Below are 25,343 nucleotides of genomic sequence, written 5' to 3' on the forward strand. Positions count from 1 at the left end.
TTTGTCGTGGGCGCCGTCTAGCCGGTTTAAGCGATTGACGCATCCCGTCGGCGTCTCTAGCCAACGCCGCTTAGCGACATCGACAACCAAATGGAGTGCCCGCCGACATGGCCGACGCCAAGCCTATTGCCATGCCTGCCAAGGTTCCGGAGGGCGCGACCGGGGTGCTGGTGCTGTCGACCGGGGACGTGGCATGGGGGCGGGGCTTCGGCGCCGAGGGCGATGCGGTGGGCGAAGTCTGCTTCCACACCGCGATGACCGGCTATCAGGAAGTGATGACCGATCCGTCCTTCGCCGGGCAGATGGTGACCTTCACCTTCCCGCATATCGGCAATGTCGGTGCCAATCCGGACGATCTCGAGGCGAACGACCCGCACGCGCTTGGCATCATCGTGCGCGAGGACGTGACCGAGCCGAGCAATTTCCGCTCGGTCGAGCGGCTCGACGCATGGATGGCCAAGCATGGGCGGATCGGCCTTGCCGGGATCGACACGCGCGCGCTGACCAAGCGCATCCGCGTCGGCGGGGCCCCCAATGGGGTGATCGCGCATTCGGCATCGGGCGATTTCGATATCCCCGCGCTGCTGGAAAAGGCGCGCGCCTGGCCGGGGCTTGAGGGCATGGACCTCGCCAAGGACGTGACGACCGAGACGCATTACGGCTGGGAAGGCGGCATCTGGCGGCTGGGCTTTGGGTACGGGGCATCCCCCTCCCGCGTGCGAGTTTCAGGTCGGTCAGGCTCCCAGCCTGACCTGAACGATGTGGGGCATCGTTCACCTGAAACTGGGCTAGGGGAGGGCATGTCCGCAACCGCCCCGTCCGACAATGTGACAGGCCCTCCCCCAACCCCTCCCGCAAGCGGGAGGGGAGAAGAGAAGCCCCACGTCGTCGCGATCGATTACGGCGCCAAGCGCAACATCTACCGCAATCTCGCCGCCGCCGGCGCCAAGGTCAGCGTGCTGCCCGCCACCGCGACCTATGACGAGGTGATGGCGCTCGCGCCCGATGGCATCTTCCTGTCCAATGGCCCAGGCGATCCCGCGGCGACCGGCGTGTATGCCGTGCCGGTGATCCAGCGACTGCTCGAAACGCGGATCCCGCTGTTCGGCATCTGCCTCGGGCACCAGCTGCTCGCGCTCGCGGTCGGCGCGCGCACCACCAAGATGTTTCAGGGCCATCGCGGCGCCAACCATCCGGTCAAGCGGCTGGCCGACGGCGTGGTCGAGATCACCAGCATGAACCACGGTTTCGCGGTGATCGGCGAGAGCCTGCCGGACACCGCGCGCGAAACGCACGTGTCGCTGTTCGACGGCAGCAATGCCGGGTTCGAACTGACCGACCGCCCCGCGTTCAGCGTGCAATATCATCCCGAGGCGAGCCCGGGCCCGCAGGACAGCCTGTATCTGTTCGAGAAATTCGTCGGTAGCTTGAAGGTGGCGGCGTGATCATCGCGCTTCTTCTGGCGCTTGGGCTGCAAGCGGGCAGTGCTACCATGCCTGGCGGGTTTGCTCACGGGGATTGGCGTGGGCGTTGCTACCGCGACGGTAATCTCGGTGGCGTGCCCAAGGCATTGTGCCGGGCAACGCTTCCCGGCGCGGTGACGGTCGAGCTTGAGCGCGACGCTGCACAACTGGCGATCGTCGTTCGGGTAGCTGGCTGTGCGATTGATCCCGCAGCGGGCTATATCGGCGCAGCCATGCTGAAGTCGCCCGCGCGTGCGAAGCTGCTCCGCGTGATGATCGACGAGCAGATCAAGATGGCCACAAAGCAGTGCGGATCGGCTGTGGTCAAGCCAAGGCTCGCGGATGTCGATCTCGTCGCGCTGCTTGGTGAAACCGATGGTTTGGAGCCGATACGATGACCCTTCCCGATGTTTCCCCCGAGCGCCTCGCCGAGGAATGGGCGGCGGATAAGGATGTGCTCGCCAGCCTGCGCGAGAATGGCGACATTGCCGAGATCGTCCGGCCGGTCGATGTCAGCTTCCGCGGCGACGACAAGGCGCTCGATCGGCTCGAGCAGCATGCCGCCGAACTGGGTTTCACGGTGATCGAGCGCGAAGAGGACGAAGACGGCGAAATGTCGCTGTTCCTCGGCTGCGAACAGGCCGCCGACGAAGCCTCGATCAAGGCGCTGACGCTCCGCTGCCTGCAGATCGAGCTGCTGTACGACGTGGAATATGACGGCTGGGGCTGCACCTCCGAAGACGGCACCGACGAAGACGGACAAGATTAATGCCAAAACGCACCGACATTTCCTCCATCCTCGTGATCGGTGCGGGGCCGATCGTCATCGGCCAGGCGTGCGAGTTCGATTATTCGGGCACGCAGGCGATCAAGGCGCTGCGCGAGGAGGGCTATCGCATCGTCCTGGTCAATTCGAACCCGGCGACGATCATGACCGATCCCGAGCTCGCCGACGCCACCTATGTCGAGCCCATCACGCCCGAGATCGTCGCCAAGATCATTGCCAAGGAGCGCCCGGACGCGGTGCTGCCGACGATGGGCGGGCAGACCGCGCTCAACACCGCCCTGGCGCTGTTCAACGACGGCACGCTAGAAAAATACGGCGTGCAGATGATCGGCGCGGATGCCGAGGCGATCGACAAGGCTGAGGACCGGCAGAAGTTCCGCGAGGCGATGGACCGGATCGGCCTGGAAAGCGCGCGCTCCGGCATCGCGCATTCGGTCGACGAGGCCTTCGCGGTGCTCGAGCGCACTGGCCTCCCGTCGATCATCCGGCCGTCGTTCACGATGGGCGGATCGGGTGGCGGCATCGCCTATAATCGCGAGGAATTCGAGGCGATCGTGCGCTCGGGGCTCGACGCGTCGCCGACCACCGAGGTGCTGATCGAAGAGTCGCTTCTCGGGTGGAAAGAGTATGAGATGGAGGTCGTTCGGGACAAGAACGACAATTGCATCATCATCTGCTCGATCGAGAATGTCGATCCGATGGGCGTGCATACCGGCGACAGCATCACCGTCGCTCCGGCGCTGACGCTGACCGACAAGGAATATCAGATCATGCGCAACGCGAGCATCGCGGTGTTGCGCGAGATCGGCGTCGAGACGGGGGGCTCGAACGTGCAGTTCGCGGTCAATCCGGCGGACGGGCGGCTGATCGTGATCGAGATGAACCCGCGCGTGTCGCGCTCGTCGGCGCTCGCCTCCAAGGCGACCGGCTTCCCGATCGCCAAGGTCGCCGCCAAGCTGGCGGTGGGCTACACGCTCGACGAGATCACCAACGACATTACCGGCGCGACGCCGGCGAGCTTCGAGCCGACGATCGATTACGTCGTGACCAAGATCCCGCGCTTCGCGTTCGAGAAGTTCAAAGGCGCCGAGCCGCTGCTGTCGACCGCGATGAAGAGCGTCGGCGAAGTCATGGCGATCGGGCGCAATATCCATGAGAGCCTGCAAAAGGCACTGCGCGGGCTGGAGACCGGCCTGTCCGGCTTCAACATGGTCGAGCAGCTCGCCGGCGCGCCGCGCGCGGAGATCGAGGCGGCGCTGGCCCGCGCTACGCCGGATCGTCTGCTGGTCGCGGCACAGGCGCTGCGCGAAGGTTTCACGGTCGCCGAAGTGCATGCGATCGCCAAGTTCGATCCCTGGTTCCTCGAGCGGATCGCCGAGATCATCGCGGCCGAGGAGCAGGTGTGCCGGCACGGCCTGCCGATCGAGGCGGCCGGGATGCGCAAGCTCAAGTCGATGGGCTTCAGCGACAAGCGGCTTGCCTATCTCGCGCTGAAATCGGCCAATCTGCGCGGCAATGCGCGCGGCATCGCGCGCGGTTCGGGGCTGATCCACGATGCCGTGGTGGCGATGACTGGCGGCGTGACCGAGGACGAGGTGCGCGCGCTGCGCCACCGGCTCGGCGTGCGCCCGGTATTCAAGCGCATCGACACCTGCGCCGCCGAATTCGACGCCAAGACGCCGTATATGTACTCGACTTACGAGGCGCCGAGTTTCGGCGAGCCGGAATGCGAAAGCATGCCCAGCGCGCGTCGCAAGATCGTCATCCTGGGCGGCGGGCCGAACCGGATCGGTCAGGGGATCGAGTTCGATTATTGCTGCTGCCATGCCTGCTTCGCGCTGGAGGAAGCCGGCTATGAGACGATCATGGTCAATTGCAATCCGGAGACGGTGTCGACCGATTACGACACGTCGGATCGCCTCTATTTCGAGCCGCTGACCGCCGAGGACGTGCTGGAGATCCTCCACAAGGAGCAGCAGAACGGCGAACTGGTCGGCGTGATCGTGCAGTTCGGCGGGCAGACTCCGCTCAATCTTGCGCGCGCGCTGGAAGCGGCGGGCATCCCGATCCTCGGCACCTCGCCCGACGCGATCGATCTGGCGGAAGACCGCGAGCGCTTCTCCGCGCTGGTGACCAAGCTCGGGCTGCTGCAGCCGGCCAATGGCCTGGCGCGCAGCCGCGACGAGGCGGTCGCGGCGGCCGAGCGGATCGGCTATCCGGTGCTGATGCGGCCGAGCTATGTGCTCGGCGGGCGCGCGATGGAGATCGTCGACTCGCTCGAACAGCTCGACAATTACATCGCCACCGCGGTGCACGTGTCGGGCGATTCGCCGGTGCTGATCGATCAATATCTGCGCGACGCGATCGAGGTCGATGTCGATGCGATCTGCGACGGGACGGATGTTACGGTCGCCGGCGTGCTCCAGCATATCGAGGAAGCCGGCGTGCATTCGGGCGACAGCGCCTGTTCGATCCCGCCTTATTCGCTGTCCGACGAGATCATCGCCGAGATCGAGCGGCAAACGGTCGCGCTGGCGCATGCCTTGTCGGTCGTAGGCCTCATGAACATCCAGTTCGCGGTCAAGGACGGCCTGGTCTATCTCATCGAGGTCAACCCGCGCGCCTCGCGCACCGTGCCGTTCGTCGCCAAGGCGATCGGCGCGCCGATCGCCAAGATCGCCGCGCGCGTGATGGCGGGCGAGAAGCTCGCCAGCCTGCCGAAGATCGACCGGCACATCGATTATTACGCCGTCAAGGAAGCGGTATTCCCGTTCAACCGCTTCCCCGGCGTCGATCCGGTGCTCTCACCGGAAATGAAGTCCACCGGCGAAGTGATGGGGATCGATAGCAATTTCGCCATCGCCTTCGCCAAGGCGGAGCTCGGCGCGGGCACTGTACTGCCGCGCACCGGCACGGTGTTCATCTCGGTCAAGCCGAGCGACAAGCCGGTGATCCTGCCGGCCGCGCGGACGCTGGCCGAACAGGGCTTCCGCATCGTCGCGACCGACGGCACCGCGGCGTTCCTGATCGCCAACGGCGTCGCGGTCGAGCGCGTCAACAAGGTGGCGCAAGGGCGGCCGCATATCGTCGACCGGATGAAGGACGGCGCGATCGATCTGGTGTTCAACACCACGGAGGGCTGGCAGTCGCTCAAGGACTCGCAGCCGATCCGTGCGGCGGCGCTGGTGCAGAAGATTCCGCACTTCACCACCGCGGCGGCCAGCGTCGAAGCGGCCGGCGCAATCGCGGCGCTTGCCAACCACGACCTTGAAGTACGGCCGTTGCAATCCTATTATTCGCACTCGCACAACTAACCCCCACATACCAAAACGTGCGGGCAGGCTCGAAACGGGCCGGCCGAATGGGGCAATTGACGAAGGACGAAAAGGGATGGCGACCGTCGAAAAGATGCCGATGCTGCAGGAAGGCTATGAAAAGCTGAATGCGGACCTGAAACGGCTTAAGGCGGAGCGCCCGACCATCGTCGACGCGATCGAGGAAGCGCGCGCGCATGGCGATCTTTCGGAAAATGCCGAATATCATGCCGCCAAGGAACGCCAGGGCCAGATCGAAGCCTCGATCAGCGATATCGAGGATAAGCTCAGCCGTGCGCAGGTTATCGACCCGCGCGATCTGACCGGCGACAAGGTTGTGTTCGGTGCGACCGTGACGCTGATCGACGAGGACGAGAAGGAATCGACCTACCAGATCGTCGGCCAGACCGAGGCCGATGCGAAGGGCGGGCGTATCTCGTACAATTCGCCGCTCGGCCGCGCGCTGATCGGCCGCAAGGTCGATGACGAGGTCGAGGTAACGGTGCCGGCCGGCGATCGCTGGTATTCGGTGTCCAATATCGAGTTCATCTAACTGAACGGCATCGATCTTCCCCGCGGGCGATACACCGATGCGCTGATCGCGTTCGCGGTGTTCGCCGCGTTGGTGCTGCTCGCCATCGGCTGGCAGGTCGCAGCGATCCAATACGGCTTTATCCCGCGGGACTTCCTGGCCAACGGCTGGAGCGATGACCCGATACGGGCGTGGCTGTCGCCGATCGCCTCGGTGTTTATCCCGCGCGATCTGCTGTCGGCGGTGTTCGATCTGGTGTTGCTGCTGATCACCGGCCGGTTCGTCGAAAAGGCGCTGGGGCCCGTGGGGCTCGGCGTGGTGGCGCTCGCCGGCACTTATGCCAGCGCGGCCGGACGCCTGCTGCTGACTCCCGGATCGTTGGTCCCGGGGGCAGGGCTCGATCCGATCTTCTTCGCGATGATCGGCTGCTACTTCATGCTGTACGGCCTGCCGCGCAGCCTGCCGATCGGCGTCGGGCAGGCGCGGCCGGTGCGCATCGCGATGCTTGCCGGCATCTGGTTCGGCATCCAGCTGGTGTTTTCGCTGGTCGGGCAGAATTTCGAACTCTCGGTCAGTTATGTCGAGCCGATCTTCGCGCTGATTGCCGGCATGGCGCTGGCGCGGCCATTGCTCAAATGGCAGTATCGCCGCGCCTGAAGCGATCGTGCGCTGGCCGTGCGTCGCACCGCGGGGCCGCGCTTCACGGAACCGTTGCGGCTGCGTATGTGTTCGCAGACGGATACCCCATCGGAGACCAGACATGCGCATCGCGATCATCGGCACGGCAGCCCTGCTGACCTTGGGCCTTTCGGCCTGCAACAAGCAGGAGATGACGGTCGGCGCGCCGGTCGCCGGCGGGGCGCGCGCCACGGCGATGCTGCGCACTGCGGATAACGCCGATGTCGGCATGGCAAGCGTGAGCGAAGTCGCCGGCGGCCTGCGCTTCACGATCGACGCCAAGGGCATGCCATCGGGCACGCACGGTGCCCATGTCCACATGGTCGGTCGCTGCGACGCGCCGGACTTCACCACCGCGGGCGGGCACTGGAACCCGACCGGCATGAAGCATGGTTCGATGAACCCGCAGGGGCCGCACGAGGGCGATCTGCCCAATCTCATCGTCGGCACCGATGGCCGCGGCACGCTCGGCATCACCATCCCGGGCGCGACGCTGGCGGGACTGCTCGACGCGGATGGTTCGGCGCTGGTGGTGCACGCCGCAGCCGACGATCTGATGACCGACCCGTCGGGCAATAGCGGCGGGCGCATTGCCTGCGGCGTATTCTCTGCCGCCTAGTCGCATTCCATCGCCGATCGGCACTGGTCGATCGGCGATGATCCCGTTGCGCGACAGTAACGGCGCGCAGCGGCCAAGTTGAGTGATCGAATTTATGCTAAGCCTCCCCCCGGGCGACTGGACGAGTCGCAGTATCGGGGGGTGGTCATGGCAATACTTAACGCAGTCGTTGATATCTCGCATCATAACGGCACCAAGATCGACTTTGCCAAGGCGAAGGCCGATGGCATTATCGGCGTGATCCACAAGGCGTCGCAGGGGCAGTCGGGGCGCGACCCGATGTATCAGGCGAACCGCGCCAAGGCGACGGCCGCGGGTCTGCTCTGGGGCGCCTATCACTTCGCCACCGGCAGTGACGGCATCAAGCAGGCCGTCAACTTCCTCGATCGCGTCGGCGCCACCGAGCACACGTTGCTGGTGCTCGATTTCGAGCCCAATCTGACCGGTCCGTCGATGTCGCTGGGCGAGGCGCGCGCCTTCGTGACGCACGTGCATGACGTGACGGGCAGGTGGCCCGGCTTCTATTCGGGCCATTATATCAAGCAGCTACTTGGTACAAAGAAGGATCCGATCCTCGCCAATTGCTGGTTCTGGCTGGCGCAATACGGGCCGACCCCGGTCGTGCCGCCGGCCTGGCCGACTTGGACGATGTGGCAATATACCGATGGCGCGATCGGGCCCGAACCGCACAGCGTGAAGGGCATCGGGCTGTGCGATCGCGACAAGTTCAACGGCAGCGAGGTGCAACTGCGCAAGTTGTGGGGCGTGTGATCGGATCACCTTAGCGTGTAAGGAAATGTTGCTCTCGGGGTAGTGCCCCAAATCGCTTGAAAAGCGCGCGCTCAACCCCGATATTCAGGAGTATCCGGCATGAGGCCGGGCATAGGAGTTTCTTGGAAATGGCTAATTGGTCTGACCCACGTCCGAACGGCGCGACTTTCGCGACGGCGGCGGGTGCGCGTACGGAAGCGTACGACGCTGGCCTTCGGTCGTACATGCTTTCGGTCTACAACTATATGACGTCGGGCATCCTGCTCACCGGCATCGTGGCGCTGCTGTTCGCGCGCTCCGGCTATGCCGAGCAGGTGTTCATGAACCCCGGCCTGCTCAAATATGTCATCATGTTCGCGCCGTTGGCGATCGTGTTCGGCATGAGCTTCGGTCAGGGGCGGATGTCCACGCCGACGCTGCAGGCGATGTTCTGGGGCTTCGCCGTGCTGATGGGTCTGTCGCTCTCGACGATCTTCCTGCAGTATAGCAGCACCTCGATCGCCCAGGCGTTCTTCGCCACGGCCGCATCGTTCGGCGCGCTGTCGCTCTACGGCTACACCACCAAGCGTGATCTGTCGGCGTTCGGCACGTTCCTGATCATGGGCCTGGTTGGCCTGATCGTCGCCTCGTTGCTCAACCTGTTCTTCCAGTCGGGCGTGCTCGCGCTGGTGATCAGCATCGTCGGCGTGCTGCTGTTCGCGGGCCTCACCGCCTATGACACGCAGCGCACCAAGAGCATGTATGCGCAGGTCGCCGGCACGGCCGATGAGGGCCGCGTGGTGATCATGTCGGCGCTGTCGCTGTACCTCGACTTCATCAACATGTTCCTGTTCATCCTGCGCATCTTCGGCTCCAGCCGCAGCTAAGCGCTGGACAGAGACGGCCAATGGCCCGGCGGGGAAACTCGCCGGGCTTTTTTGTGCCGGATGGGGGCAGGTTGCCGTTCGCCTGCGCGCCTTGACGGATGCGAGGGACGCCGAAAAGCGCTATCCTTACCCCCAACGTGCCGCAGGTCCGATCGTGTCGCGGCGGCGATCGTCCGGGCGGTGGCAGGGATCCCGGCCTCGCCGGGATGGCGGCAATCAATGTGGCGGGCTGTTGCCCCAATCGAATAGGGAATGACCGAAATGCGCCTGTCGATCGACGTCGAGCTCGATTACTGGATCGACGATCAAGCCGAGGTCCTGCTGCAGATCGAGGCGGCGGCGATGGTCGACCAGCATCTCGAGCATCAGGACCTGCGCATCTTTTGCCTCGAGCCGCTGCGTGCGGTGCCGGGTGAGGATGCGATCGGGCAGCGCACCTGGGCCAAGGCCTCGGGCAGCTTCCGCGTCGATTATAAGGCGGTGGTGAAGATCGATCGTGCCGGCGTGGATTTCTCGCAATTGCCGGCGACCGATCTGTCCGATCTGCCGGGCGACGCCGTGCCCTATCTGATGCCGAGCCGCTATTGCGAGTCCGAGCGGTTCGAAGGATTCGTGCAATCCGAGTTCGACGGCCTGACCGGCGGCGCGCTGGCAGCGGCGATCGGGCAATGGGTGCAGGCGAACCTGACCTATCAATCGGGCAGCAGCAGCGGAATCACCACCGCGCTGATGACCTTCGCCGATCGCCGCGGCGTGTGTCGCGATTATGCGCATCTGGTGGTCGCGCTGGCGCGGGCGGGCGGGATTCCGGCACGCTGCGTGTCGGCGTATGCGCCCGGCGTGTCGCCGCCCGATTTCCATGCCGTGGCCGAACTGTGGCTGGACGGCGGCTGGCATCTGATCGATGCGACCGGGATGGCGCGCTGCGATGATCTGATTCGCGTGGCGGTCGGGCGCGACGCGACCGACATCGCGTTCATGACCGTCTTCGGCACCGCGACGATGAATCGCCAGATGGTGATGGTAAAACGGCTCGCTGATGACGACAGCGGTCTCGGCGACGGAACGGGCGCGTTGGACGATCGTTCTACTAACGGAACAGCCGAAAGAGGATTGGGCATGGATATCAATGCGATCGACCAGAAGGCGCTCGACAGCCTGTCGGTGGCGCCGCCGAACCCCGACGACGCCGGCGGCGATGCCGGTCATATCCAGCATCCCCGCCAGGATGCCGGGCAGGACAAGTCGATCGCCGCGCGACTGGAGCGCGATCCGGAAAACAGCGATGCACGGCTCGATGCCGGGCTCGACGAATCGATGGATGCGTCCGACCCGCCGGCCTCGACCCAGCCGGTGCACAACAATGCAGCACCCGAATCGTCCGGCTTCGATGCCGATGCGGAAGCCAAATTGCAGGCCGACAAAGCCAGCTAAGTCTTTGTACCGAGTTGCGTATGCGTAAATGACGAGGCCCGTCACCCAAGCGGTGGCGGGCCTTTCTATATTGGGAAACGTCGTGGGGAGTAGCTGCGCGCCGGTTTCGGTTCGCCGCATAAATGTGACGCGCATGTTGCAACGCACAACCAACTATGTTGCCATGCGATATCGGGCGAACCGGTCTCTAAGCATTGCGTTAACCAACATGGCGCAAGATCGCCCGACGCCAAGTTCGGTTCCACTTTTGCGGGGCGGGTGACAGTATGGGTTCGAGAATGAAGCCGGCGACCGGGGCGATGACCCTGGCTGAGATGAAGGAATTTGCGAGCTTCCCTGCGGCGACGCAGCGCTACGTGCGGCGCTCGCTGGATATCGGCCTGGAGCGCGAGGATGCGCTGCAGCGCTGGTCGCGCGACCTGGTCGAGACGGCGAGCATCCGCGCCCAGGCACGCATGTACGAGCGGCTGGCGGATCTGCGCGCCACCGTACCCGACGATGCCGGGCTCGACGCGGTCGAGCCGTTCCTCGCGCCGCTGATCACGGTTTCCGCCTTCGACCTGGGGCAGGGGCGGCTGACGACCTTTTCGGCCTATCGGTTCCTCTACGAGCGGCTGATCGGCGCGGACGTGCGGCCCTGGCTGCCTGCGGCGTTCTGCTCCGCCGCCGCGCTGCCGCATCTTCATCCCGATCTGCGGCGCAAGCTGCTCCAGTCGATCAGCGAAGCGGCCGCGACCGCGTCGGGATGGTCGAACCGGGCGCCGGCCTTCTTCCCCAGATGGGTCGAGAAAGTCGAGGGCGCGGTGCTGCGGCACTGAGGTAGTGGTTGGGCGCTAGCGGCAGGCGCGCCAGCCCATCGGGCCGCGGTCGGCCTGATCAAGATGCAGGTGATCGCGGTGCGCGGCATTATAGTCGGGCGACAGCACGGTCGCGAAGACGCGGCAGCCGCCGTCGCGCACGGCGCGTAAAAACGTGCCTTTGTCGCCGGTATCCTGCCAGTTCTTGAGCACGCTGATGCGCGTGCCATCCGCCAGCCGGAAGCCGGCGACGTCGAGCGCGTTGGCGCTGGCATGCTCGCTGAAATCCCCCTGGCTGCGGCCGTACAGGCGGCGACAATTATAGCTGCCGAGATGCTCGATGCTGGCGACGCGCTGGCCGAAAAGGCGTTGGGCGGCGGGCTGGATCACGTTCCATTCCCATACCGACAGGCCGGCTGCGACCGGGCACGAGATGCCGACATTGGCGGGCGCGAAGGCGATCCGCCGCGCGCCGCCGGTCAGCCGCACGCCGTCGTCATAGCCGCACTGGCCGTCGCGCACGGCGGGCAGGGCGGTAAAGCCCACGCCGGCGCGGTCGAGCAGCGCGCGGCAGGCGGGGAAATCCGTGCCGAGTGCGGCGATCTTGCGCCCGGTGAACATGCCGGCCGGCTGCGCCAGATCCAGCGGCGTCCAGGGCAGATCCTGTGGCCGGCCGCGGGTCAGCGCGAACAGCGCCAGCGCCGCGACGGCAAGGACGGCCAGCGCGACGAGCCAGCCGATCACGCGGCGCACGACGCGCATCAGCCGCGCACGGTGCTGGTCAGTGGCTCCGAGGTGACAGGATAGCCGAGATCGTCAGGGATGCAGAGATGGTCGCCGCCGTTACGCTGCTCGATCCACGGCGTGACGGCACGGATCGGGTAGCGTGCCGCGTCCGCCGCCGCCGCGTCGAAGCTGGCGAAGCGCGCCAACCGTTCGAGATTGCGCCGCGTCGGGAAGATGATCGTGACGCGCCCGGCATCGGCATCGTCGAGCACGGCCTGCGCGCTCGACCAGAACAGCCGCACATTCTCGGTCGCGTCGACCCGCGGTTCGGGCGCATCGTCCGGCAACCGCGCCAGATAGAACATCGTGTCGAAGATCCGCATATGCGCGTGCGCCGGCAACCACCGCGCGAACGGCGTGAGGATTGACGGATCGAGCGTGAGGCCGGCCGCGTCAAGCACCTGGCCGAACGCGCTGCCGTCGTGGAGTGCGGCGCGCAGCGTCTTGAGCGTGGCGGCGTCGGGGGTGGGAAGGAGGCCGATCGGCAGGCCGACCTCCTCCAGCGTCTCGCGGATCGCGGCGACGCGGCCGGCGCCGTCGTCCGGATCGCAGCCCAGCGCCAGCGCCAGCGCATGGTCGCCGGGATCGATCCGGCCGCCCGGGAAGACCAGCGCGCCGCCGGCGAACACCATCGCCTTGGCTCGTTCGACCATCAGCAGTTCGGGCGCCGCGCCGGGCCGCTCGCGGAACAGCACCAGCGTGGCGGCGGGGATCGGAATCTGGGATGTCATTGGTCGGAATGTAGGAAGGCGGGTGGGACGTGGCTAGATGCGGACCGCGCGGCGCCGCGTTATGACCGATCGCATGCCGGGCTGGTGGAGCTGAGGGGAATCGAACCCCTGACCTCTGCAGTGCGATTGCAGCGCTCTCCCATCTGAGCTACAGCCCCGCTCCACGCTCGGCCACAGGCCGATTTGCCGCCTTTAGCGAGCCTTTTCGGGCGATGCAACCGCCCGTTCCAACGCCCTTTTCCGGCCGCTCGCGACAGGCCGCCGGGTTAGCGCGGTCAGGCGTTTCGGCGCGCGCCCAGGCCTGGAACCAGGCATGCTCTGAGCGATTGATAGTCTCGACGAGCGGGCAGAAATGAGCCCGCCGCCGCAGGAGCATCCCTTTCAGGAGACCTCAGATGGGCTATGACCGCTACAATCCCAATGTCGGTTCGCAAGGCGACTATTCAGGCACGCGCGATCCGCGAGACACCGATTCGCCGCGCGGGCGCGACGATGGCCGCTATTCCGGCACCGCCGATTATGCCTCCGCCGGACGATACGGCGATGCCGATGGTTACGGACGGCGCGACCAGGGCAATTCCCGCTACGACAATCGCGATCAGCAGAATGCCGGGCGCAGCTTCCAGAACCGGCCGGGCAGCGGCGGCGCCTATCAGGGCAGCTATGCCCATGACGGGCACCGTTTTACCGACGAGGATCGGGGGGGCGATCGCGGGCGCGATCGCGGTTATTACCAGCCGGAGCAATCCTCCTATCGCGGTCAGGATCGCGCGCGCGGCCCGCAGCAACGCGCGGGATATGGCCGCCAGCCCGAGGGTTACGACTATGAGGATCGCGGCTTCATCGCGCGTGCCGGCGACGAAGTACGGTCGTGGTTCGGCGATGACGAAGCAGAGCGCCGCCGCGAATGGGACAGCCGCCAGGACGAGCGCGCTTATGCCCAGGGCAGTTATGGCCGCGACGACGATTATCATCAGTGGCGCAAGGGCCAGATCGACGCGCTCGACCGCGACTATCACGAATATCGCCAGGAAAACCGCAGCAAGTTCGAGAATGAATTCGGTTCGTGGCGCAGCGAGCGGCAGACGCAGCGCGGATCGCTCGGCAAGGTCACCGAGCATATGGAAGTGATCGGATCGGACGATCAGCATATCGGCACGGTCGACAAGGTGCGCGGCGATCGCATCCTGCTGACCAAGAACGACGTCGATGCCGGCGGGCACCACCATTCGATCCCGTCGCGCTGGATCGACAGCGTCGCCGACAAGGTCAAGGTGCGCAAGACGGCCGAGGAAGCCAAGGCGCACTGGCGCGACGAGGAGAACAACCAGGCCTTGCTCGGCGATGACTCGCGCGGCCAGCACAAGGACGCCGACGGCAACGGGCCGCGCATGCTGAACCGGAGCTTCCCGGGCACCTATTGATCGGGTGATCAGAGCGACAAGAAAGGCCCCCGCCGACGACGGCGGGGGCCTTTTTGTTGGGCGACGAGTCCAGCGCTTCAACTACCACCCCGTCGAACACCGGGGTGGTGCTTGACAGTTGGCTCAGATCCTCGCGTTGAACGTGTCGCACTGCGCCGGATCGCCGCTGTCGAGCCCGCGCTTGAGCCAGGCCTGACGCTGTGCCGAGGTGCCGTGCGTGAAGCTGTCGGGGACGACGCGGCCCTGCGATTCCTGCTGCAGCTTGTCGTCGCCGATCGCCTGCGCCGCAGTCATGCCTTCCTCCAGATCGCCCGGTTCCATCCGGTCACGATTCTGCGCCGCCCACACGCCGGCATAGCAATCCGCCTGCAGCTCGAGCTTCACCGACGCGGCATTGCCTTCGCTGCGACTGCCGCGGGCCTGGATCTGCTGAACCTGTGCCGAGGTGCCGAGCAAACTCTGGATGTGATGGCCGAATTCGTGCGCGATGACATAGTTCTGCGCGAAATCGCCCTGCGCGCCGAAGCGGTTGGCGAGTTCGTCGAAGAAGCTGGTGTCGAGATAAATGCCCTGATCGGTCGGGCAGTAGAACGGCCCCATCGCGCTCTGCGCCGCGCCGCAGCCGGACTGGCCATTGCCGCTGAAGAAAGACAGTTTCGGTGCCTGGAAGCGCTGGCCGGATTTGGCGAAGATCGCTTCCCAGGTGTTTTCGGCCGAGCTGAACGCGTTGCAGGCGGCGCGCTTGGCCGGATCAGACGCGCAGACCGCCGCCGCGCCGGTGCCGGCACCTTGCGACGCGGGCGCCGATTGCTGCGTGGGGGCGGTGAGCGAGCCCAGGCTGCCCAGGCCGCCGCCGAATACCGCGAACACGATCAGCAGCACGACCACGCCGCCGCAGCCGAACTTGCTGAACACGAGCGGCAGAAAGCCGAGCAGCATCCCGCCGCCACCGCCACCGCCGCCCAGATTGAAACCGCCGCCCCGGTTGCCCTGGTCCTCGACGTTGATGTTCGGATCGAAATCGTCGAGCCGCATGGCGATGCCCCCTTGAATCGTTGCTGTACCGGCATGAATGCGCAGCCGCCCGTCTTGTTGCAAGACAGGCGAAATAGCGCTCCTGCCTGTGCCGGGGGGGGATAATGTTTGATCCGCCCGCAAGCTCAGCGCATGGCAATCCTTGATGGCCGATGTCGAACCCAAGCCCCGCCGCCGCGCGAAGACGCTGCCTCTGCCCGATTGCGTGGCGCTCGTGCTGCAAGGGGGCGGGGCGCTGGGCAGCTACCAGGCCGGGGTGATCGAGGGGCTGGCCGGCAGCGGGATCGAGATCGACTGGGTGGCCGGCATCTCGATCGGAGCGGTCAATGCGGCAATCTATGCCGGCAATCCGGAAGCGCTGCGGGTCGAGCGGCTGCGCGCTTTCTGGGACCGGATGACCGGAGCACTGCCGAGCTTTCCGATCTTTCCGGACGACCGCGTCCGCGAGCTGATCCACGAATGGTCGGCAAGCTATGTGATGATGACCGGGGTGCCGGGCTTCTTCAAACCGCGCGCGCTGTCGCCGATGTTCGCCGCGCCGGGCACGCCGGAAGCGCTAAGCTTCTACGATTCGGCGCCGCTCAGGGAAACGCTGGATGCGCTGATCGACTGGGACCTGCTGAATAGCGGGGCGGTGCGGCTGTCGGTCGGCGCCGTGGACGTCGAAAGCGGCAATTTCCATTATTTCGACACGACCGAGACGCGGATCGACGCGCGGCATATCATGGCCTCGGGCGCGCTGCCGCCGGGCCTGCCGCCGATCGAGATCGACGGGCGGCTGTGGTGGGATGGCGGGCTCGTCTCCAATACACCGCTGACGCACGTGTTGGATCACCAGCAGGGGTCGCTGCTCGCTTTCCAGGTCGACCTGTTCGCCGCCGCGACCGATCTGCCGCGCACGATCATGGATGTCGCCGCGCGGGAGAAGGAGATCCGCTTTTCCAGCCGCACGCGCCAGGTGTCCGATCAGGTGATGCGCGTCCGCGCGGATCGCGAGGCGGCGCGCAAAGTGCTGGCCAAGCTGCCGCCCGAGATGATGGACGATCCCGACGTGCAGGCGTTGGCCGCCCGCTCGGCGGAGGATCCGGTCAACCTCGTCCATCTGATCCACCGCGCCAATGCCTGGGAGGGCGGCAGCCGCGACTTCGAATTTTCGATGCGGACGATGCGCGAGCATTGGCAGGCGGGCGCCGAGGCGGTGGCCGAGACGATGGCCAATGCGCAACTGGTCGCGGCGAATATCGAGACGGGTAAGAGCGCCGCGTTCGATCTCGGGCGCAAGGTACTGCCGCAGCGCGATGTTATGTCGAAGAGTTGAGGGGAGAGAAAGAATGTTCCTGAAGGGCAAGAGCGCGATCATCACCGGGTCCACCTCGGGCATCGGGTTGGCCTATGCCAAGGCGTTCGCCGCGGAGGGCGCGAGCGTGGTGATCAACGGGTTCGGCGACGCGGCGGCGATCGAAGCGGAGCGCGCCGCGCTGGAAGCGACGAGCGGCGCACGCGTGCTGTACGACGCTGCCGACATGACCAAGCCCGATGAGATCGCGGCGCTGGCCAGGCGCTGTCACGGCGAGCTGGGCGGGCCGGACATCATCGTCAACAATGCCGGCATCCAGCATGTCGCCCGGATCGAGGATTTCCCGCACGACAAATTCGAGGCGATCATCAAGATCAACCTGACCTCCGCCTGGTATCTGATCCAGGCCGCCATGCCCTATATGAAGGCGGCCGGCTGGGGACGGATCATCTCCACCGCCTCGGCGCATTCGCTCGTCGCCAGCCCCAACAAGTCCGCTTACGTCATGGCCAAGCACGGTATCGTCGGGCTGACGAAGACGATCGCGCTCGAGGCGGCGACCGATGGCATCACGGTGAATTGCATTTCCCCCGGCTATGTCTGGACGCCGCTGGTCGAAGGGCAGATCCCCGATACGATGAAGGCGCGGAAGATGACGCGCGAGCAGGTAGTGAACGACGTGTTGTTGGCCGCGCAGCCGACCAAGCAGTTCGTCACGCCCGAGCAGGTGGCGGCGTTCGCGCTGTTCCTGTGTGGCGAGGCGGCGCAGCAGATCACCGGCGCGAACCTGTCGATGGATGGCGGCTGGACCGCGGCCTGAACGCCTTGGCAAGCCGGGCGCGGCGTGGTTCTATGGCGCGGCAAGAAAAGAATGGTCGCGTACGAATGGTGAAAATGGGGTTTGGCCTGGCCGCGTGCGCGATGCTCGCGGCCTGTGGCGGCGGTGGCGGCGGTGGCGGCGATCGGCCGGCGACGGCGGTCGCCGCGGCGCCGCTGGACTGGCGACGGGTCGCGACCGAGGCCGATCGTACGCGGCTGCGCAACTGGCGTGTGGCGTGGATCGAGGCGATGACCAAGGCGCGCGCCGCGGGCAACGGCAAGGCGATCGACGCGCAAGGGCCGCTGTTCGATCCCGATCACGCGCTGGACGGCGCCATGCCGCCCCCGGGCGACTATCGATGCCGCATCTTCAAGCTCGGCGCGCGCGGCACCGGGGCGAAGGATTTCACATCCTATCCGTTCTTCGGTTGCCGGGTGGAGGCCGAAGGCGACGTCTCGAGCTTCTACAAGACGGAAGGGTCCCAGCGGCCGGTCGGGCTGGCATTCCCCGACGGCCAGCGTGCGATCTTTCTCGGCACGATGATGCTCGGCGACGAGCGGAACGCGCTGGAATATGGCCGCGACGCCAATCGTGACATGGCCGGGATCGTCCAGCGGGTCGGTGCCCGCCGCTGGCGTGTCGCGTTACCCTATCCGCGCTTCGAATCGACGCTCGACGTTATCGAGATGCTGCCGGCCGGCTGAGCGCGGGCGTGGCATCCGCCGCCTATGCCGGTCCTGCCGGTTTGAACACGGCGGCGTTTTCGCGCTTCTCCGGGCGGATATAGATCGAGGACAATTGCGGCACGGCCAGCCGCAACTGATCCTCGATGCCCTCGATCAGCGTTTCCGCCTCGCCCATCGTTACCTGATCGTGAAAATCGGCGCTGATCGCGACGAAGATCGCGTCCGGCGCGGTGTGGATCGTGCGGACATGATTGACGCAGGTGATCGCCGGGCTGGCCTCGACCACCGTGCGCACCTTGGCGACGATCGCCGGATCCGCGCCTTCGCCGATCAGCAGGCCCTTCGCCTCGCGCGCCAGCAGCATGGCAACGGCGGCGAGTATCACGCCGATCGCGATCGACGCGATGCCGTCGAGCCGGGCATCCTGATAGGCATGGCTGGCCCACACGCCCAGCCCGGCGATGAGCAAGCCGGCCAGCGCCGCCGAATCCTCGAACAGGACGATGAAGCCGGCGGGGTCCTTCGACTTGTGGATCGACTGCCACCAGCCGGCATCGCCCTTTGACGCGGCGAATTCGCGCATCGCGATGACCCAGGACGTGCCCTCCAGAAGCAGCGCGATGCCGAGCACGATATAATTGATCGTCGGATCGCGCAGCGGTTCGGGGTCGAGGAAATGCGTATAGCCTTCGTAGATCGACACGCCCGCGCCCACCGCGAAGATCAGGATCGCGACGACGAACGCCCAGAAATACAGTTCGCGGCCATAACCGAACGGATGGGCCTCGTCCGGCGGCCGCTTGCCGCGATGCTGGCCGAACAGCAGCAGCACCTGATTGAGGCTGTCGACGACCGAATGGAATCCTTCGGTCAGCATCGAGGATGAGCCGGAAATGCCCGCCGCGATGAACTTGGCGACGGCAATGCCGAGATTGGCGGCCAGCGCCGCCAGGATGACGATATTCGACCCGCCGTCTTTCGTTGCCGCCATCGATCCGTGTCCCATTGGTGCGCGGGGCGCTCTATGCGCAACCGTTGCCAGCCGTCCAGTACGGTGGCGGTCCTGCCGGAACGGGAAATGCCCGCCGAGCATCGCGCTCGACGGGCATCCTTTCCTCCCCAGGAAACTCGGTCGGCCCGGCCGCGCGCTGATCGGAGCGGGCGGCGGGGCCGGTGTGCGGCCGCTTAGGTCATGGAAATATCATGCGAACCACCCCCGCGCGTGGAGCCCCACGGTGAACATGTCTGCCGCCGCGCGCGTCGCCGTGTAGTCTTGTAAAGACATGACAGAGTAAGGCATGGCGGGTAGGCGTTCTTTGTAAAGGAGCCGGGGATGGCCGATCGTAAATTGTTCGCCGGGCATGCGGTTCGGCGGCTCCGGCGCCAGTCGGGGCTCACCCAGGCGGCGATGGCCGAGGTGCTGACGATCTCGCCGAGCTATCTCAATCTGGTCGAAAAGAACCAGCGGCCGCTGTCGGCGTCGCTGCTCGTCAAGCTGGCCGAATCGTTCGATTTCGATCCGCGCGCGCTGGCCGCGGGCGAGCCCGGCGGCGGCGAGGCGGCGATCCGGCGGCGCCTGGCGGATCCGATCTTCGCCGATCTGGAGATCGACCGCAACGAAATCGAGGAATGGCTGGCCGGGGCGCCGGGCGGCGCCGAGGCATTTGCGCGCGCGTTCGACCGGATGGCGACGGGCACGCAGTCGGACGGCGGGGCGGCTGATCCGATCGCCGAGGTGCGGCGCGAGATCGAGCGCTGGCGCGGCCATTTCGCCGATCTGGATGCGATCGCCGAGGCGCTGGCGGACGAATTGCGGCTCGGCGCGGGCGATCTGTACGGCGCGATCGCCGAGCGGCTTCGGGTGAAGCATCAATTGGGCATCCGGGTCTTGCCGGTCGACGTGATGGCGCAGCTGCTGCGGCGGATGGATCTGCATGCGCGCCAGCTGCAACTGAGCGAGACGCTCGACCCCGCATCGCGCACCTTCGCCGCCGCATTCCAGCTCGCCCAGATCGAGGCGCGCGGCGAGATCGATGCGCTGGCCAAGGGGGCAGGGTTCAGCGATCGCCAGGCCGAGCGGCTGTTTCGCCGCCATCTGGCGGGCTATTTCGCTGCCGCGGTGATGATGCCCTATGCGCGATTCCTGCGCGCGTGCGAGGCGACCGGCTATGATCTCGAACTGCTGCAACGCCGCTTTGGCGCCGGTTTCGAACAGGTCGCGCACCGCTTGACCACCTTGCAGCGCGTCGGCGCCCGGGGGCTGCCCTTCTTTCTGGTGCGGATCGACCGCGCCGGCCAGGCATCGAAGCGCTTTTCCGGGGCAAGCAATGCCGCGCTGGCCGAAGCGGACGGGCGCTGTCCGCTGTGGCGCGTGCATTATGCGTTCGATCGGCCGGGGACGCTGGCCGTCCAGCTCGTCGAACTGGAGGATCAGTCCCGCTGGCTGACATTGTCGCGCACGGTGACGCCGCAGCGGCGGCGCTACGGCGATGTGCCGGCGGAATTCGCCATCGGCATCGGCGTGGCGGCGGCGCATGCCGGTACGCTGGCGGCGGCGCGCGGGATCGATCTCAAGGGCGAGGCGACGCCGATCGGGCTGGGCTGCCGCGCCTGCCAGCGCGAGGCCTGCCCGCAACGCTCCGCGCCGCCGCTGGGCCGCGTGCTGACGATCAACGAGCGCGAGCGCGGGATCAGCGCGTTCAGTTTCGGCGGCGATTGAATGATTTGGCGGTGACTCCTCCACGTATTCATGTCAGTCCGAGACAATAGTCCTGACTATGTCCCTGTTGTGTGGAGTATCGTTGTGCAGCGGCGATTCGGATCCTTGGTGGCCTTGGCCGCGATGCTTTCGGCCTGTGGCGGTGGTGGTGGCAGCACTGGCTCGTCCGCCGGAACCGTCATCGGCGCGACGCCGACGCCGATCGCCACACCGTCGCCGACCCCCACAACGGCCGCAGGCTGCTCGCTGCGCGCGCGGCAGGACTGGGTCGCCGCGCAGATGCAGGAATGGTATCTGTTTCCCGAGACACTGCCGACCGGGCTCAATCCGGCCAGCTATGGCACGGTCGATGACTATCTCGATGGGCTGACCGCCAATGCGCGCGCGCAACGCAAGGATCGCTATTTCACCTATCTGACCTCGATCGCCGAGGAGGATGCCTATTACGCCTCCGGCGCGACTGCCGGCATTGGCGTGCGCCTCGCACTCGATTCCGCGAACCGATTGTTCGTCGCGGAGTCGTTCGAGAATGCGCCGGCCTGGCTGGCGGGGGTACAGCGCGGCACCGAGATCGTCGCGATCGGCACGTCCACGGCAAATCTGCGCACCGTCGCGTCGATCATCACCAGCGAGGGTTCGGCCGGGCTGAGCAACGCGCTGGGACCGGACACGCCGGGAACCGCGCGCGTCTTCCAACTGTCCGGCGTTGGCGGCGACCGCACCGTGACGATCGCCAAGGCGGATTACGAACTCCAACCCGTGGGCCCGGATGGCGCGCGCGTGATCGAGGATAACGGCAAGAAGATCGGCTATATCAAGGTGCGCACGTTCATCTCGACCGCCGATCCGCAGTTGCGCAGCGCCTTCGCCACGTTCCGCGCGCAGGGCATCACCGACATCGTCGTCGATTTCCGCTACAATGGCGGCGGTCTGCTCTCGATCGCCGAACTGATGGGCAATCTGCTCGGCGGCAATCGCTCGACGTCGGACGTCTTCGATTATGTCACGTTCCGTCCCGAGAAATCGTCGAACAACACCACCGCGCGCTTCGCGCCGCAGCCGCAATCGGTGAATGCGACGCGCATCGCGTTTATCGGCATGGCGGGAACGGCGTCGGCAAGCGAGTTGGTCATCGCCGGCATGGTCCCGTATCTCCGCGCCAATGCCGGACTGATCGGCACCAATACCTATGGAAAGCCCGTTGGGCAGATCGCGCGCGACAATGCGGGCTGTGACGATCGGCTGCGCGTGATCGCGCTATCGCTGCAGAATGCCAACCGGCAGGGCGCCTATTTTGACGGCGTGGCCGGCACGGTCGAGGCGAGTTGCCGCGCCGGCGACGATCTGAGCCGGCCGATGGGCGACCCCGCCGAGGCCTCGACACGCCAGGCCTTGGACTTTCTGGCCGGGCGCGCATGCACGCCGATTTCGACTGCGCCGGTCGCCAACGCGCGCAGCGCGGCGGCGGCGGGCCGCCCGGCCGAACTGCTGTCATCGATGCGCCCCAACACCGCGCAACGCGAAGTGCCCGGACTGTTCTGAGCCTGGTCAGCGCAACAGGTAGACGATCGCCATCAAGAGTAACGCGACGAGCAGCAGGCTGCTACCAAGCAACAGTCTGGTCACGGTGTCGGTCAACGGCCTATTCACCGTTGCGGTGGCGCGGATATCGCCGCCCTGCTGCTCGCGATGGTTGCGCCGATAGTGCAGAATGGTACGCAAATAGTGCGGTAGACCCGTATTTGTCATGATTGCTCCCCTAAACAAGGACTGCCGCGGGATCCGGGGTACAAGCAACGCCTGTCCTACCCGAAACGGGTATAGAAGGGTGTAACACCCTTACTTTGGTGCTTAATTTTGAGGCTACCGTATCTCGAACAGCACCTCCGGCTAAAGGAGTAACCGGGGATCAGGGGGGAAGGCATGACAGAGGCCGCGATATCGGGTTTGCCGATCAGGCTTATATCCCGATTGCTGGCCGAGATGCAGACCAGCATCCTGAGCGCGGGGATCCCGGCCTTTGACGGGGATCTGGATCGCTTCGGCATCTTCGCGCTGATCGTGCGACAGAGCGGATTGGGGGCAGGTGAGGGCGCGACGCCTGCAGCGATCTCGATCAACTCGCTCGCCACCTCATTGTCGCGGCCGTTCGAAACGATGCGGCGTCACGTCAATGCGCTGATCGCCGACGGACTGTGCATGCGGACCAGCGCCGGGGTGATTGCCGCGCCCGGCTATCTGGAACGCCCGGCGATCGCGCGGACCTTGCAGGTCACGCATGACAGCTTCGTGCGCATCGTGGAGGATCTGATCGCGTTCGATCAACCGATGCCGATGCAGCGACGGATTGCTTACGATCCCAGCGTGTCGGTGCGTGCCGGCGCGGACATGATGCTGGCGGTAGCTGATGGGAATATGGTGCTGCATCACCAGTGGATGAACCTGGCGCTGTTTTCCACCGTGCTGTGCGCCGCCATGCGCGATGTGACGTACGACCCGATCCTGGCGCGGCTCTATGCCACCGCGACCAACGTCGTCCCCGACTTCCTGTGCCGGCCGGTGCGGCCCAGCGTGGTCGCGCGGACCCTGCATCTGCCCTATTCCACCGCGCAGCGCCGGATTGCGCAGATCGTGGCCGGCGGGACGGTGACGAAGGCGCGCGGCGGCTTGCTTCCCGCACAGGCCTGGATGAACGCGCCGGACGTGGTGGCGGTCAGCACCAGCAGCTTTCACAATATCCGGCGAATCCTCGGCGTCGCGGCGGCGGCCGGCTTCCCATTCGATAACCCGGCATCCGCTTATCTCGTCGGAAGGCCGCCACGCGCGCAGTTCGACTGAAGCTGTAAACACTTTACGGGATGACACCTGGCGCTGCGCGTTCGTTGCACTATCGCACGCTGCCGCACGGCTGCGACGGATGGAGTGCGTTGTAAACCTGTCTACAAGGAGGCATCCAATCAGCGGGAATTCTTGATGACCTATCAGACGCACATCGCAAAGACGACGGATCTGATCCGTAAACACAACGGCAGCTGGGACGGGATCGATGCCGAGGCGGTCGCGCGGATGCGGCTGCAGAACCGCTTCCAGACCGGGCTGGATATCGCGCGCTACACCGCGGCGATCATGCGCCGCGATATGGCGGCCTATGATGCCGACCCGGCGAACTACACGCAGTCGCTCGGCTGCTGGCACGGGTTCATCGGCCAGCAGAAGATGATCAGCATCAAGAAGCACTTCGGCACTACCGATCGCCGCTACCTCTATCTGTCGGGCTGGATGGTCGCGGCGTTGCGCAGCGATTTCGGGCCGCTGCCCGATCAGTCGATGCATGAGAAGACCAGCGTGCCGGCGCTGATCGAGGAACTCTACACCTTCCTGCGCCAGGCCGATGCACGCGAACTGGGCATGATGTTCCGCGAGATTGATGCCGCGCGCGCGGCCGGCAATAGCATCGAGGAGCAACGGCTGCTGAACGCGGTGGAGAATTACCAGACGCACGTCGTGCCGATCATCGCCGATATCGATGCCGGGTTCGGCAATGCCGAGGCGACCTATCTGCTGGCGCGCAAGATGATCGAGGCGGGCGCCTGCGCGCTGCAGATCGAGAACCAGGTCAGCGACGAGAAGCAGTGCGGGCATCAGGACGGCAAGGTGACCGTGCCGCACGAGGACTTCCTCGCCAAGGTGCGCGCGTGCCGCTACGCGTTCTTGGAACTGGGTGTCGAGGACGGCATCATCGTGACGCGGACGGACTCGCTGGGTGCGGGGCTGACCAAGCAGATCGCGGTCTCCAAGACGCCGGGCGATCTCGGCGATCAGTACAACTCCTATCTCGATTGCGAGGAGATCGATCCGGCGACCGCGCAGAATGGTGATGTCATCCTCAACCGCGACGGCAAGCTGTTGCGGCCGAAGCGGCTGCCGTCGAACCTGTTCCAGTTCCGCGCCGGCACCGGCGAGGATCGCTGCGTGATGGATTGCATCGCCAGCCTGCAGAATGGCGCCGATCTGCTGTGGATCGAGACCGAGAAGCCGCATATCGACCAGATCGCCGGGATGGTCGACCGGATCCGCGAGGTCGTGCCCAACGCCAAGCTGGTGTACAACAATTCGCCGTCGTTCAACTGGACGCTCAACTTCCGCCAGCAGGTCTATGATGCCTGGGTGGAAGCAGGCAGGGACGTGTCGGCCTTCGATCGTGCGCGGCTGATGTCGGTCGATTATGACGGCACCGATCTGGCGGATGAGGCGGACGAGCGCATCCGCACCTTCCAGCGCGATTCCGCGGCGCGCGCCGGCATCTTCCATCACCTGATCACGCTGCCGACCTATCACACCGCGGCGCTGTCCACCGACAATCTCGCCAAGGAATATTTCGGCGATGCCGGCATGCTGGGCTATGTGAAGGGCGTGCAGCGCAAGGAGATCCGCGAAGGGATTGCCTGCGTGAAGCACCAGAACATGTCCGGTTCCGACATCGGCGACGACCATAAGGAATATTTCGCCGGCGAGGCGGCGCTGAAGGCCGGCGGCGCGCACAACACGATGAACCAGTTCGCGGCGTGATGCGCACGGGCGCAG

At 65.7% G+C, this 25,343-nt stretch carries 24 protein-coding genes and 1 tRNA gene; 19 read left to right on the forward strand and 6 right to left on the reverse strand.

Annotated features, from left to right (window positions below; genetic code table 11):
* Window positions 1-107: 107 nt before the first annotated feature.
* The 11 genes from carA to NV401_RS01245 all read left to right on the forward strand — a co-directional run bounded on the left by carA (window position 108) and on the right by NV401_RS01245 (window position 11,282).
* Window positions 108-1,445, forward strand: a complete 1,338-nt coding sequence (gene carA / locus NV401_RS01195) for a glutamine-hydrolyzing carbamoyl-phosphate synthase small subunit (RefSeq protein ID WP_261292545.1) — start codon at window positions 108-110, stop codon at window positions 1,443-1,445.
* The gene (locus NV401_RS01200; protein ID WP_261292546.1) at window positions 1,442-1,861 is read left to right on the forward strand and encodes a hypothetical protein; all 420 of its coding nucleotides are present in this window, start codon (window positions 1,442-1,444) and stop codon (window positions 1,859-1,861) included. Before carA ends, NV401_RS01200 begins: the two co-directional genes overlap by 4 nt.
* On the forward strand, window positions 1,858-2,232 hold the full coding sequence (locus tag NV401_RS01205) for a ribonuclease E inhibitor RraB (protein ID WP_261292547.1): 375 nt from the start codon (window positions 1,858-1,860) through the stop codon (window positions 2,230-2,232). Before NV401_RS01200 ends, NV401_RS01205 begins: the two co-directional genes overlap by 4 nt.
* Window positions 2,232-5,564, forward strand: coding sequence for a carbamoyl-phosphate synthase large subunit (gene carB / locus NV401_RS01210; RefSeq protein WP_261292548.1), 3,333 nt, complete (start codon window positions 2,232-2,234; stop codon window positions 5,562-5,564). Before NV401_RS01205 ends, carB begins: the two co-directional genes overlap by 1 nt.
* A gap of 76 nt (window positions 5,565-5,640) precedes the next feature.
* Window positions 5,641-6,117 (forward strand): transcription elongation factor GreA, encoded by a 477-nt coding sequence (greA, locus tag NV401_RS01215; RefSeq protein WP_261292549.1) that lies wholly within the window; start codon window positions 5,641-5,643, stop codon window positions 6,115-6,117.
* Window positions 6,118-6,174: 57 nt separating this feature from the next.
* Window positions 6,175-6,753 carry a rhomboid family intramembrane serine protease gene (locus NV401_RS01220; RefSeq protein ID WP_261292550.1) on the forward strand — a complete coding sequence of 193 codons (579 nt, stop codon included), beginning with the start codon at window positions 6,175-6,177 and terminating at the stop codon, window positions 6,751-6,753.
* Between the two features lie 103 nt (window positions 6,754-6,856).
* The gene (locus tag NV401_RS01225; protein ID WP_261292551.1) at window positions 6,857-7,393 is read left to right on the forward strand and encodes a superoxide dismutase family protein; all 537 of its coding nucleotides are present in this window, start codon (window positions 6,857-6,859) and stop codon (window positions 7,391-7,393) included.
* Window positions 7,394-7,540: 147 nt separating this feature from the next.
* Complete coding sequence (locus NV401_RS01230; RefSeq protein ID WP_261292552.1) at window positions 7,541-8,164, forward strand: glycoside hydrolase family 25 protein; 624 nt, start codon at window positions 7,541-7,543, stop codon at window positions 8,162-8,164.
* A 128-nt stretch (window positions 8,165-8,292) separates the two neighbouring features.
* Window positions 8,293-9,030: a Bax inhibitor-1/YccA family protein gene (locus tag NV401_RS01235; protein ID WP_261292553.1), complete on the forward strand. Its 738-nt coding sequence runs from the start codon at window positions 8,293-8,295 to the stop codon at window positions 9,028-9,030.
* A 252-nt stretch (window positions 9,031-9,282) separates the two neighbouring features.
* Window positions 9,283-10,464 carry a transglutaminase-like domain-containing protein gene (locus NV401_RS01240; RefSeq protein WP_315369040.1) on the forward strand — a complete coding sequence of 394 codons (1,182 nt, stop codon included), beginning with the start codon at window positions 9,283-9,285 and terminating at the stop codon, window positions 10,462-10,464.
* Window positions 10,465-10,730: 266 nt separating this feature from the next.
* Window positions 10,731-11,282: a hypothetical protein gene (locus NV401_RS01245; protein WP_261292554.1), complete on the forward strand. Its 552-nt coding sequence runs from the start codon at window positions 10,731-10,733 to the stop codon at window positions 11,280-11,282.
* 15 nt (window positions 11,283-11,297) lie between these two features.
* On the opposite strand, the gene NV401_RS01250 is transcribed toward NV401_RS01245, so the two are convergent.
* From NV401_RS01250 to NV401_RS01260, 3 genes are all read right to left on the reverse strand, one after another.
* Complete coding sequence (locus NV401_RS01250; RefSeq protein ID WP_261292555.1) at window positions 11,298-12,023, reverse strand: extensin-like domain-containing protein; 726 nt, start codon at window positions 12,021-12,023, stop codon at window positions 11,298-11,300.
* The gene (locus tag NV401_RS01255) at window positions 12,023-12,778 is read right to left on the reverse strand and encodes an NUDIX hydrolase (RefSeq protein ID WP_261292556.1); all 756 of its coding nucleotides are present in this window, start codon (window positions 12,776-12,778) and stop codon (window positions 12,023-12,025) included. Before NV401_RS01255 ends, NV401_RS01250 begins: the two co-directional genes overlap by 1 nt.
* Window positions 12,779-12,860: 82 nt before the next feature.
* Window positions 12,861-12,936: transfer RNA gene (locus NV401_RS01260), tRNA-Ala, on the reverse strand.
* 237 nt (window positions 12,937-13,173) lie between these two features.
* Between NV401_RS01260 and NV401_RS01265 the strand changes: the two genes are divergently transcribed.
* On the forward strand, window positions 13,174-14,202 hold the full coding sequence (locus NV401_RS01265) for a DUF2171 domain-containing protein (RefSeq protein ID WP_261292557.1): 1,029 nt from the start codon (window positions 13,174-13,176) through the stop codon (window positions 14,200-14,202).
* Between the two features lie 123 nt (window positions 14,203-14,325).
* Here the strand turns inward: NV401_RS01265 and ypfJ are convergent, their stop codons facing one another.
* The gene (gene ypfJ / locus NV401_RS01270; RefSeq protein ID WP_261292558.1) at window positions 14,326-15,237 is read right to left on the reverse strand and encodes a KPN_02809 family neutral zinc metallopeptidase; all 912 of its coding nucleotides are present in this window, start codon (window positions 15,235-15,237) and stop codon (window positions 14,326-14,328) included.
* 145 nt (window positions 15,238-15,382) lie between these two features.
* Here ypfJ and NV401_RS01275 point away from each other — a divergent pair, with 145 nt between their 5' ends.
* From NV401_RS01275 to NV401_RS01285, 3 genes are all read left to right on the forward strand, one after another.
* Window positions 15,383-16,555 (forward strand): patatin-like phospholipase family protein, encoded by a 1,173-nt coding sequence (locus NV401_RS01275; RefSeq protein WP_261292559.1) that lies wholly within the window; start codon window positions 15,383-15,385, stop codon window positions 16,553-16,555.
* 13 nt (window positions 16,556-16,568) lie between these two features.
* A complete protein-coding gene (locus tag NV401_RS01280) occupies window positions 16,569-17,354 on the forward strand; it encodes a 3-hydroxybutyrate dehydrogenase (RefSeq protein ID WP_261292560.1) in 786 nt (261 codons plus the stop codon).
* A 74-nt stretch (window positions 17,355-17,428) separates the two neighbouring features.
* Window positions 17,429-18,058, forward strand: a complete 630-nt coding sequence (locus tag NV401_RS01285) for a DUF4893 domain-containing protein (protein ID WP_261292561.1) — start codon at window positions 17,429-17,431, stop codon at window positions 18,056-18,058.
* 22 nt (window positions 18,059-18,080) lie between these two features.
* Here NV401_RS01285 and NV401_RS01290 read toward each other — a convergent pair whose 3' ends face one another.
* Window positions 18,081-19,031, reverse strand: a complete 951-nt coding sequence (locus tag NV401_RS01290) for a cation diffusion facilitator family transporter (protein ID WP_261292562.1) — start codon at window positions 19,029-19,031, stop codon at window positions 18,081-18,083.
* Window positions 19,032-19,373: 342 nt separating this feature from the next.
* Here NV401_RS01290 and NV401_RS01295 point away from each other — a divergent pair, with 342 nt between their 5' ends.
* The gene (locus NV401_RS01295) at window positions 19,374-20,759 is read left to right on the forward strand and encodes a helix-turn-helix domain-containing protein (protein ID WP_261292563.1); all 1,386 of its coding nucleotides are present in this window, start codon (window positions 19,374-19,376) and stop codon (window positions 20,757-20,759) included.
* Between the two features lie 123 nt (window positions 20,760-20,882).
* Entirely contained in the window at window positions 20,883-22,301 is a 1,419-nt protein-coding gene (locus NV401_RS01300; protein WP_261293053.1) for a S41 family peptidase, read from the forward strand.
* A 6-nt stretch (window positions 22,302-22,307) separates the two neighbouring features.
* Here NV401_RS01300 and NV401_RS01305 read toward each other — a convergent pair whose 3' ends face one another.
* Complete coding sequence (locus NV401_RS01305; RefSeq protein WP_261292564.1) at window positions 22,308-22,508, reverse strand: hypothetical protein; 201 nt, start codon at window positions 22,506-22,508, stop codon at window positions 22,308-22,310.
* A 234-nt stretch (window positions 22,509-22,742) separates the two neighbouring features.
* On the opposite strand from NV401_RS01305, the gene NV401_RS01310 reads away from it, so the two are divergent.
* Together NV401_RS01310 and NV401_RS01315 are read left to right on the forward strand one after the other, a co-directional pair.
* A complete protein-coding gene (locus NV401_RS01310) occupies window positions 22,743-23,597 on the forward strand; it encodes a hypothetical protein (protein ID WP_261292565.1) in 855 nt (284 codons plus the stop codon).
* 135 nt (window positions 23,598-23,732) lie between these two features.
* On the forward strand, window positions 23,733-25,328 hold the full coding sequence (locus NV401_RS01315; protein ID WP_261292566.1) for an isocitrate lyase: 1,596 nt from the start codon (window positions 23,733-23,735) through the stop codon (window positions 25,326-25,328).
* Window positions 25,329-25,343: the final 15 nt, after the last annotated feature.

This window comes from Sphingomonas hylomeconis (assembly GCF_025370105.1).
Taxonomy (GTDB): Bacteria; Pseudomonadota; Alphaproteobacteria; order Sphingomonadales; family Sphingomonadaceae; genus Sphingomonas; species Sphingomonas hylomeconis.

What these genes read in the sequence shown, in the direction of transcription:
- carA (WP_261292545.1), top strand. Translation starts at nt 108, where the DNA reads ATGGCCGACGCCAAGCCTATTGCCATGCCTGCCAAGGTTCCGGAGGGC.
- NV401_RS01205 (WP_261292547.1), top strand. Translation starts at nt 1,858, where the DNA reads ATGACCCTTCCCGATGTTTCCCCCGAGCGCCTCGCCGAGGAATGGGCG.
- carB (WP_261292548.1), top strand. Translation starts at nt 2,232, where the DNA reads ATGCCAAAACGCACCGACATTTCCTCCATCCTCGTGATCGGTGCGGGG.
- greA (WP_261292549.1), top strand. Translation starts at nt 5,641, where the DNA reads ATGGCGACCGTCGAAAAGATGCCGATGCTGCAGGAAGGCTATGAAAAG.
- NV401_RS01225 (WP_261292551.1), top strand. Translation starts at nt 6,857, where the DNA reads ATGCGCATCGCGATCATCGGCACGGCAGCCCTGCTGACCTTGGGCCTT.
- NV401_RS01230 (WP_261292552.1), top strand. Translation starts at nt 7,541, where the DNA reads ATGGCAATACTTAACGCAGTCGTTGATATCTCGCATCATAACGGCACC.
- NV401_RS01235 (WP_261292553.1), top strand. Translation starts at nt 8,293, where the DNA reads ATGGCTAATTGGTCTGACCCACGTCCGAACGGCGCGACTTTCGCGACG.
- NV401_RS01240 (WP_315369040.1), top strand. Translation starts at nt 9,283, where the DNA reads ATGACCGAAATGCGCCTGTCGATCGACGTCGAGCTCGATTACTGGATC.
- NV401_RS01245 (WP_261292554.1), top strand. Translation starts at nt 10,731, where the DNA reads ATGGGTTCGAGAATGAAGCCGGCGACCGGGGCGATGACCCTGGCTGAG.
- NV401_RS01250 (WP_261292555.1), bottom strand. Translation starts at nt 12,023, where the DNA reads ATGCGCGTCGTGCGCCGCGTGATCGGCTGGCTCGTCGCGCTGGCCGTC.
- NV401_RS01255 (WP_261292556.1), bottom strand. Translation starts at nt 12,778, where the DNA reads ATGACATCCCAGATTCCGATCCCCGCCGCCACGCTGGTGCTGTTCCGC.
- NV401_RS01265 (WP_261292557.1), top strand. Translation starts at nt 13,174, where the DNA reads ATGGGCTATGACCGCTACAATCCCAATGTCGGTTCGCAAGGCGACTAT.
- ypfJ (WP_261292558.1), bottom strand. Translation starts at nt 15,237, where the DNA reads ATGCGGCTCGACGATTTCGATCCGAACATCAACGTCGAGGACCAGGGC.
- NV401_RS01275 (WP_261292559.1), top strand. Translation starts at nt 15,383, where the DNA reads ATGGCCGATGTCGAACCCAAGCCCCGCCGCCGCGCGAAGACGCTGCCT.
- NV401_RS01280 (WP_261292560.1), top strand. Translation starts at nt 16,569, where the DNA reads ATGTTCCTGAAGGGCAAGAGCGCGATCATCACCGGGTCCACCTCGGGC.
- NV401_RS01285 (WP_261292561.1), top strand. Translation starts at nt 17,429, where the DNA reads ATGGGGTTTGGCCTGGCCGCGTGCGCGATGCTCGCGGCCTGTGGCGGC.
- NV401_RS01290 (WP_261292562.1), bottom strand. Translation starts at nt 19,031, where the DNA reads ATGGCGGCAACGAAAGACGGCGGGTCGAATATCGTCATCCTGGCGGCG.
- NV401_RS01295 (WP_261292563.1), top strand. Translation starts at nt 19,374, where the DNA reads ATGGCCGATCGTAAATTGTTCGCCGGGCATGCGGTTCGGCGGCTCCGG.
- NV401_RS01300 (WP_261293053.1), top strand. Translation starts at nt 20,883, where the DNA reads ATGCTTTCGGCCTGTGGCGGTGGTGGTGGCAGCACTGGCTCGTCCGCC.
- NV401_RS01305 (WP_261292564.1), bottom strand. Translation starts at nt 22,508, where the DNA reads ATGACAAATACGGGTCTACCGCACTATTTGCGTACCATTCTGCACTAT.
- NV401_RS01310 (WP_261292565.1), top strand. Translation starts at nt 22,743, where the DNA reads ATGCAGACCAGCATCCTGAGCGCGGGGATCCCGGCCTTTGACGGGGAT.
- NV401_RS01315 (WP_261292566.1), top strand. Translation starts at nt 23,733, where the DNA reads ATGACCTATCAGACGCACATCGCAAAGACGACGGATCTGATCCGTAAA.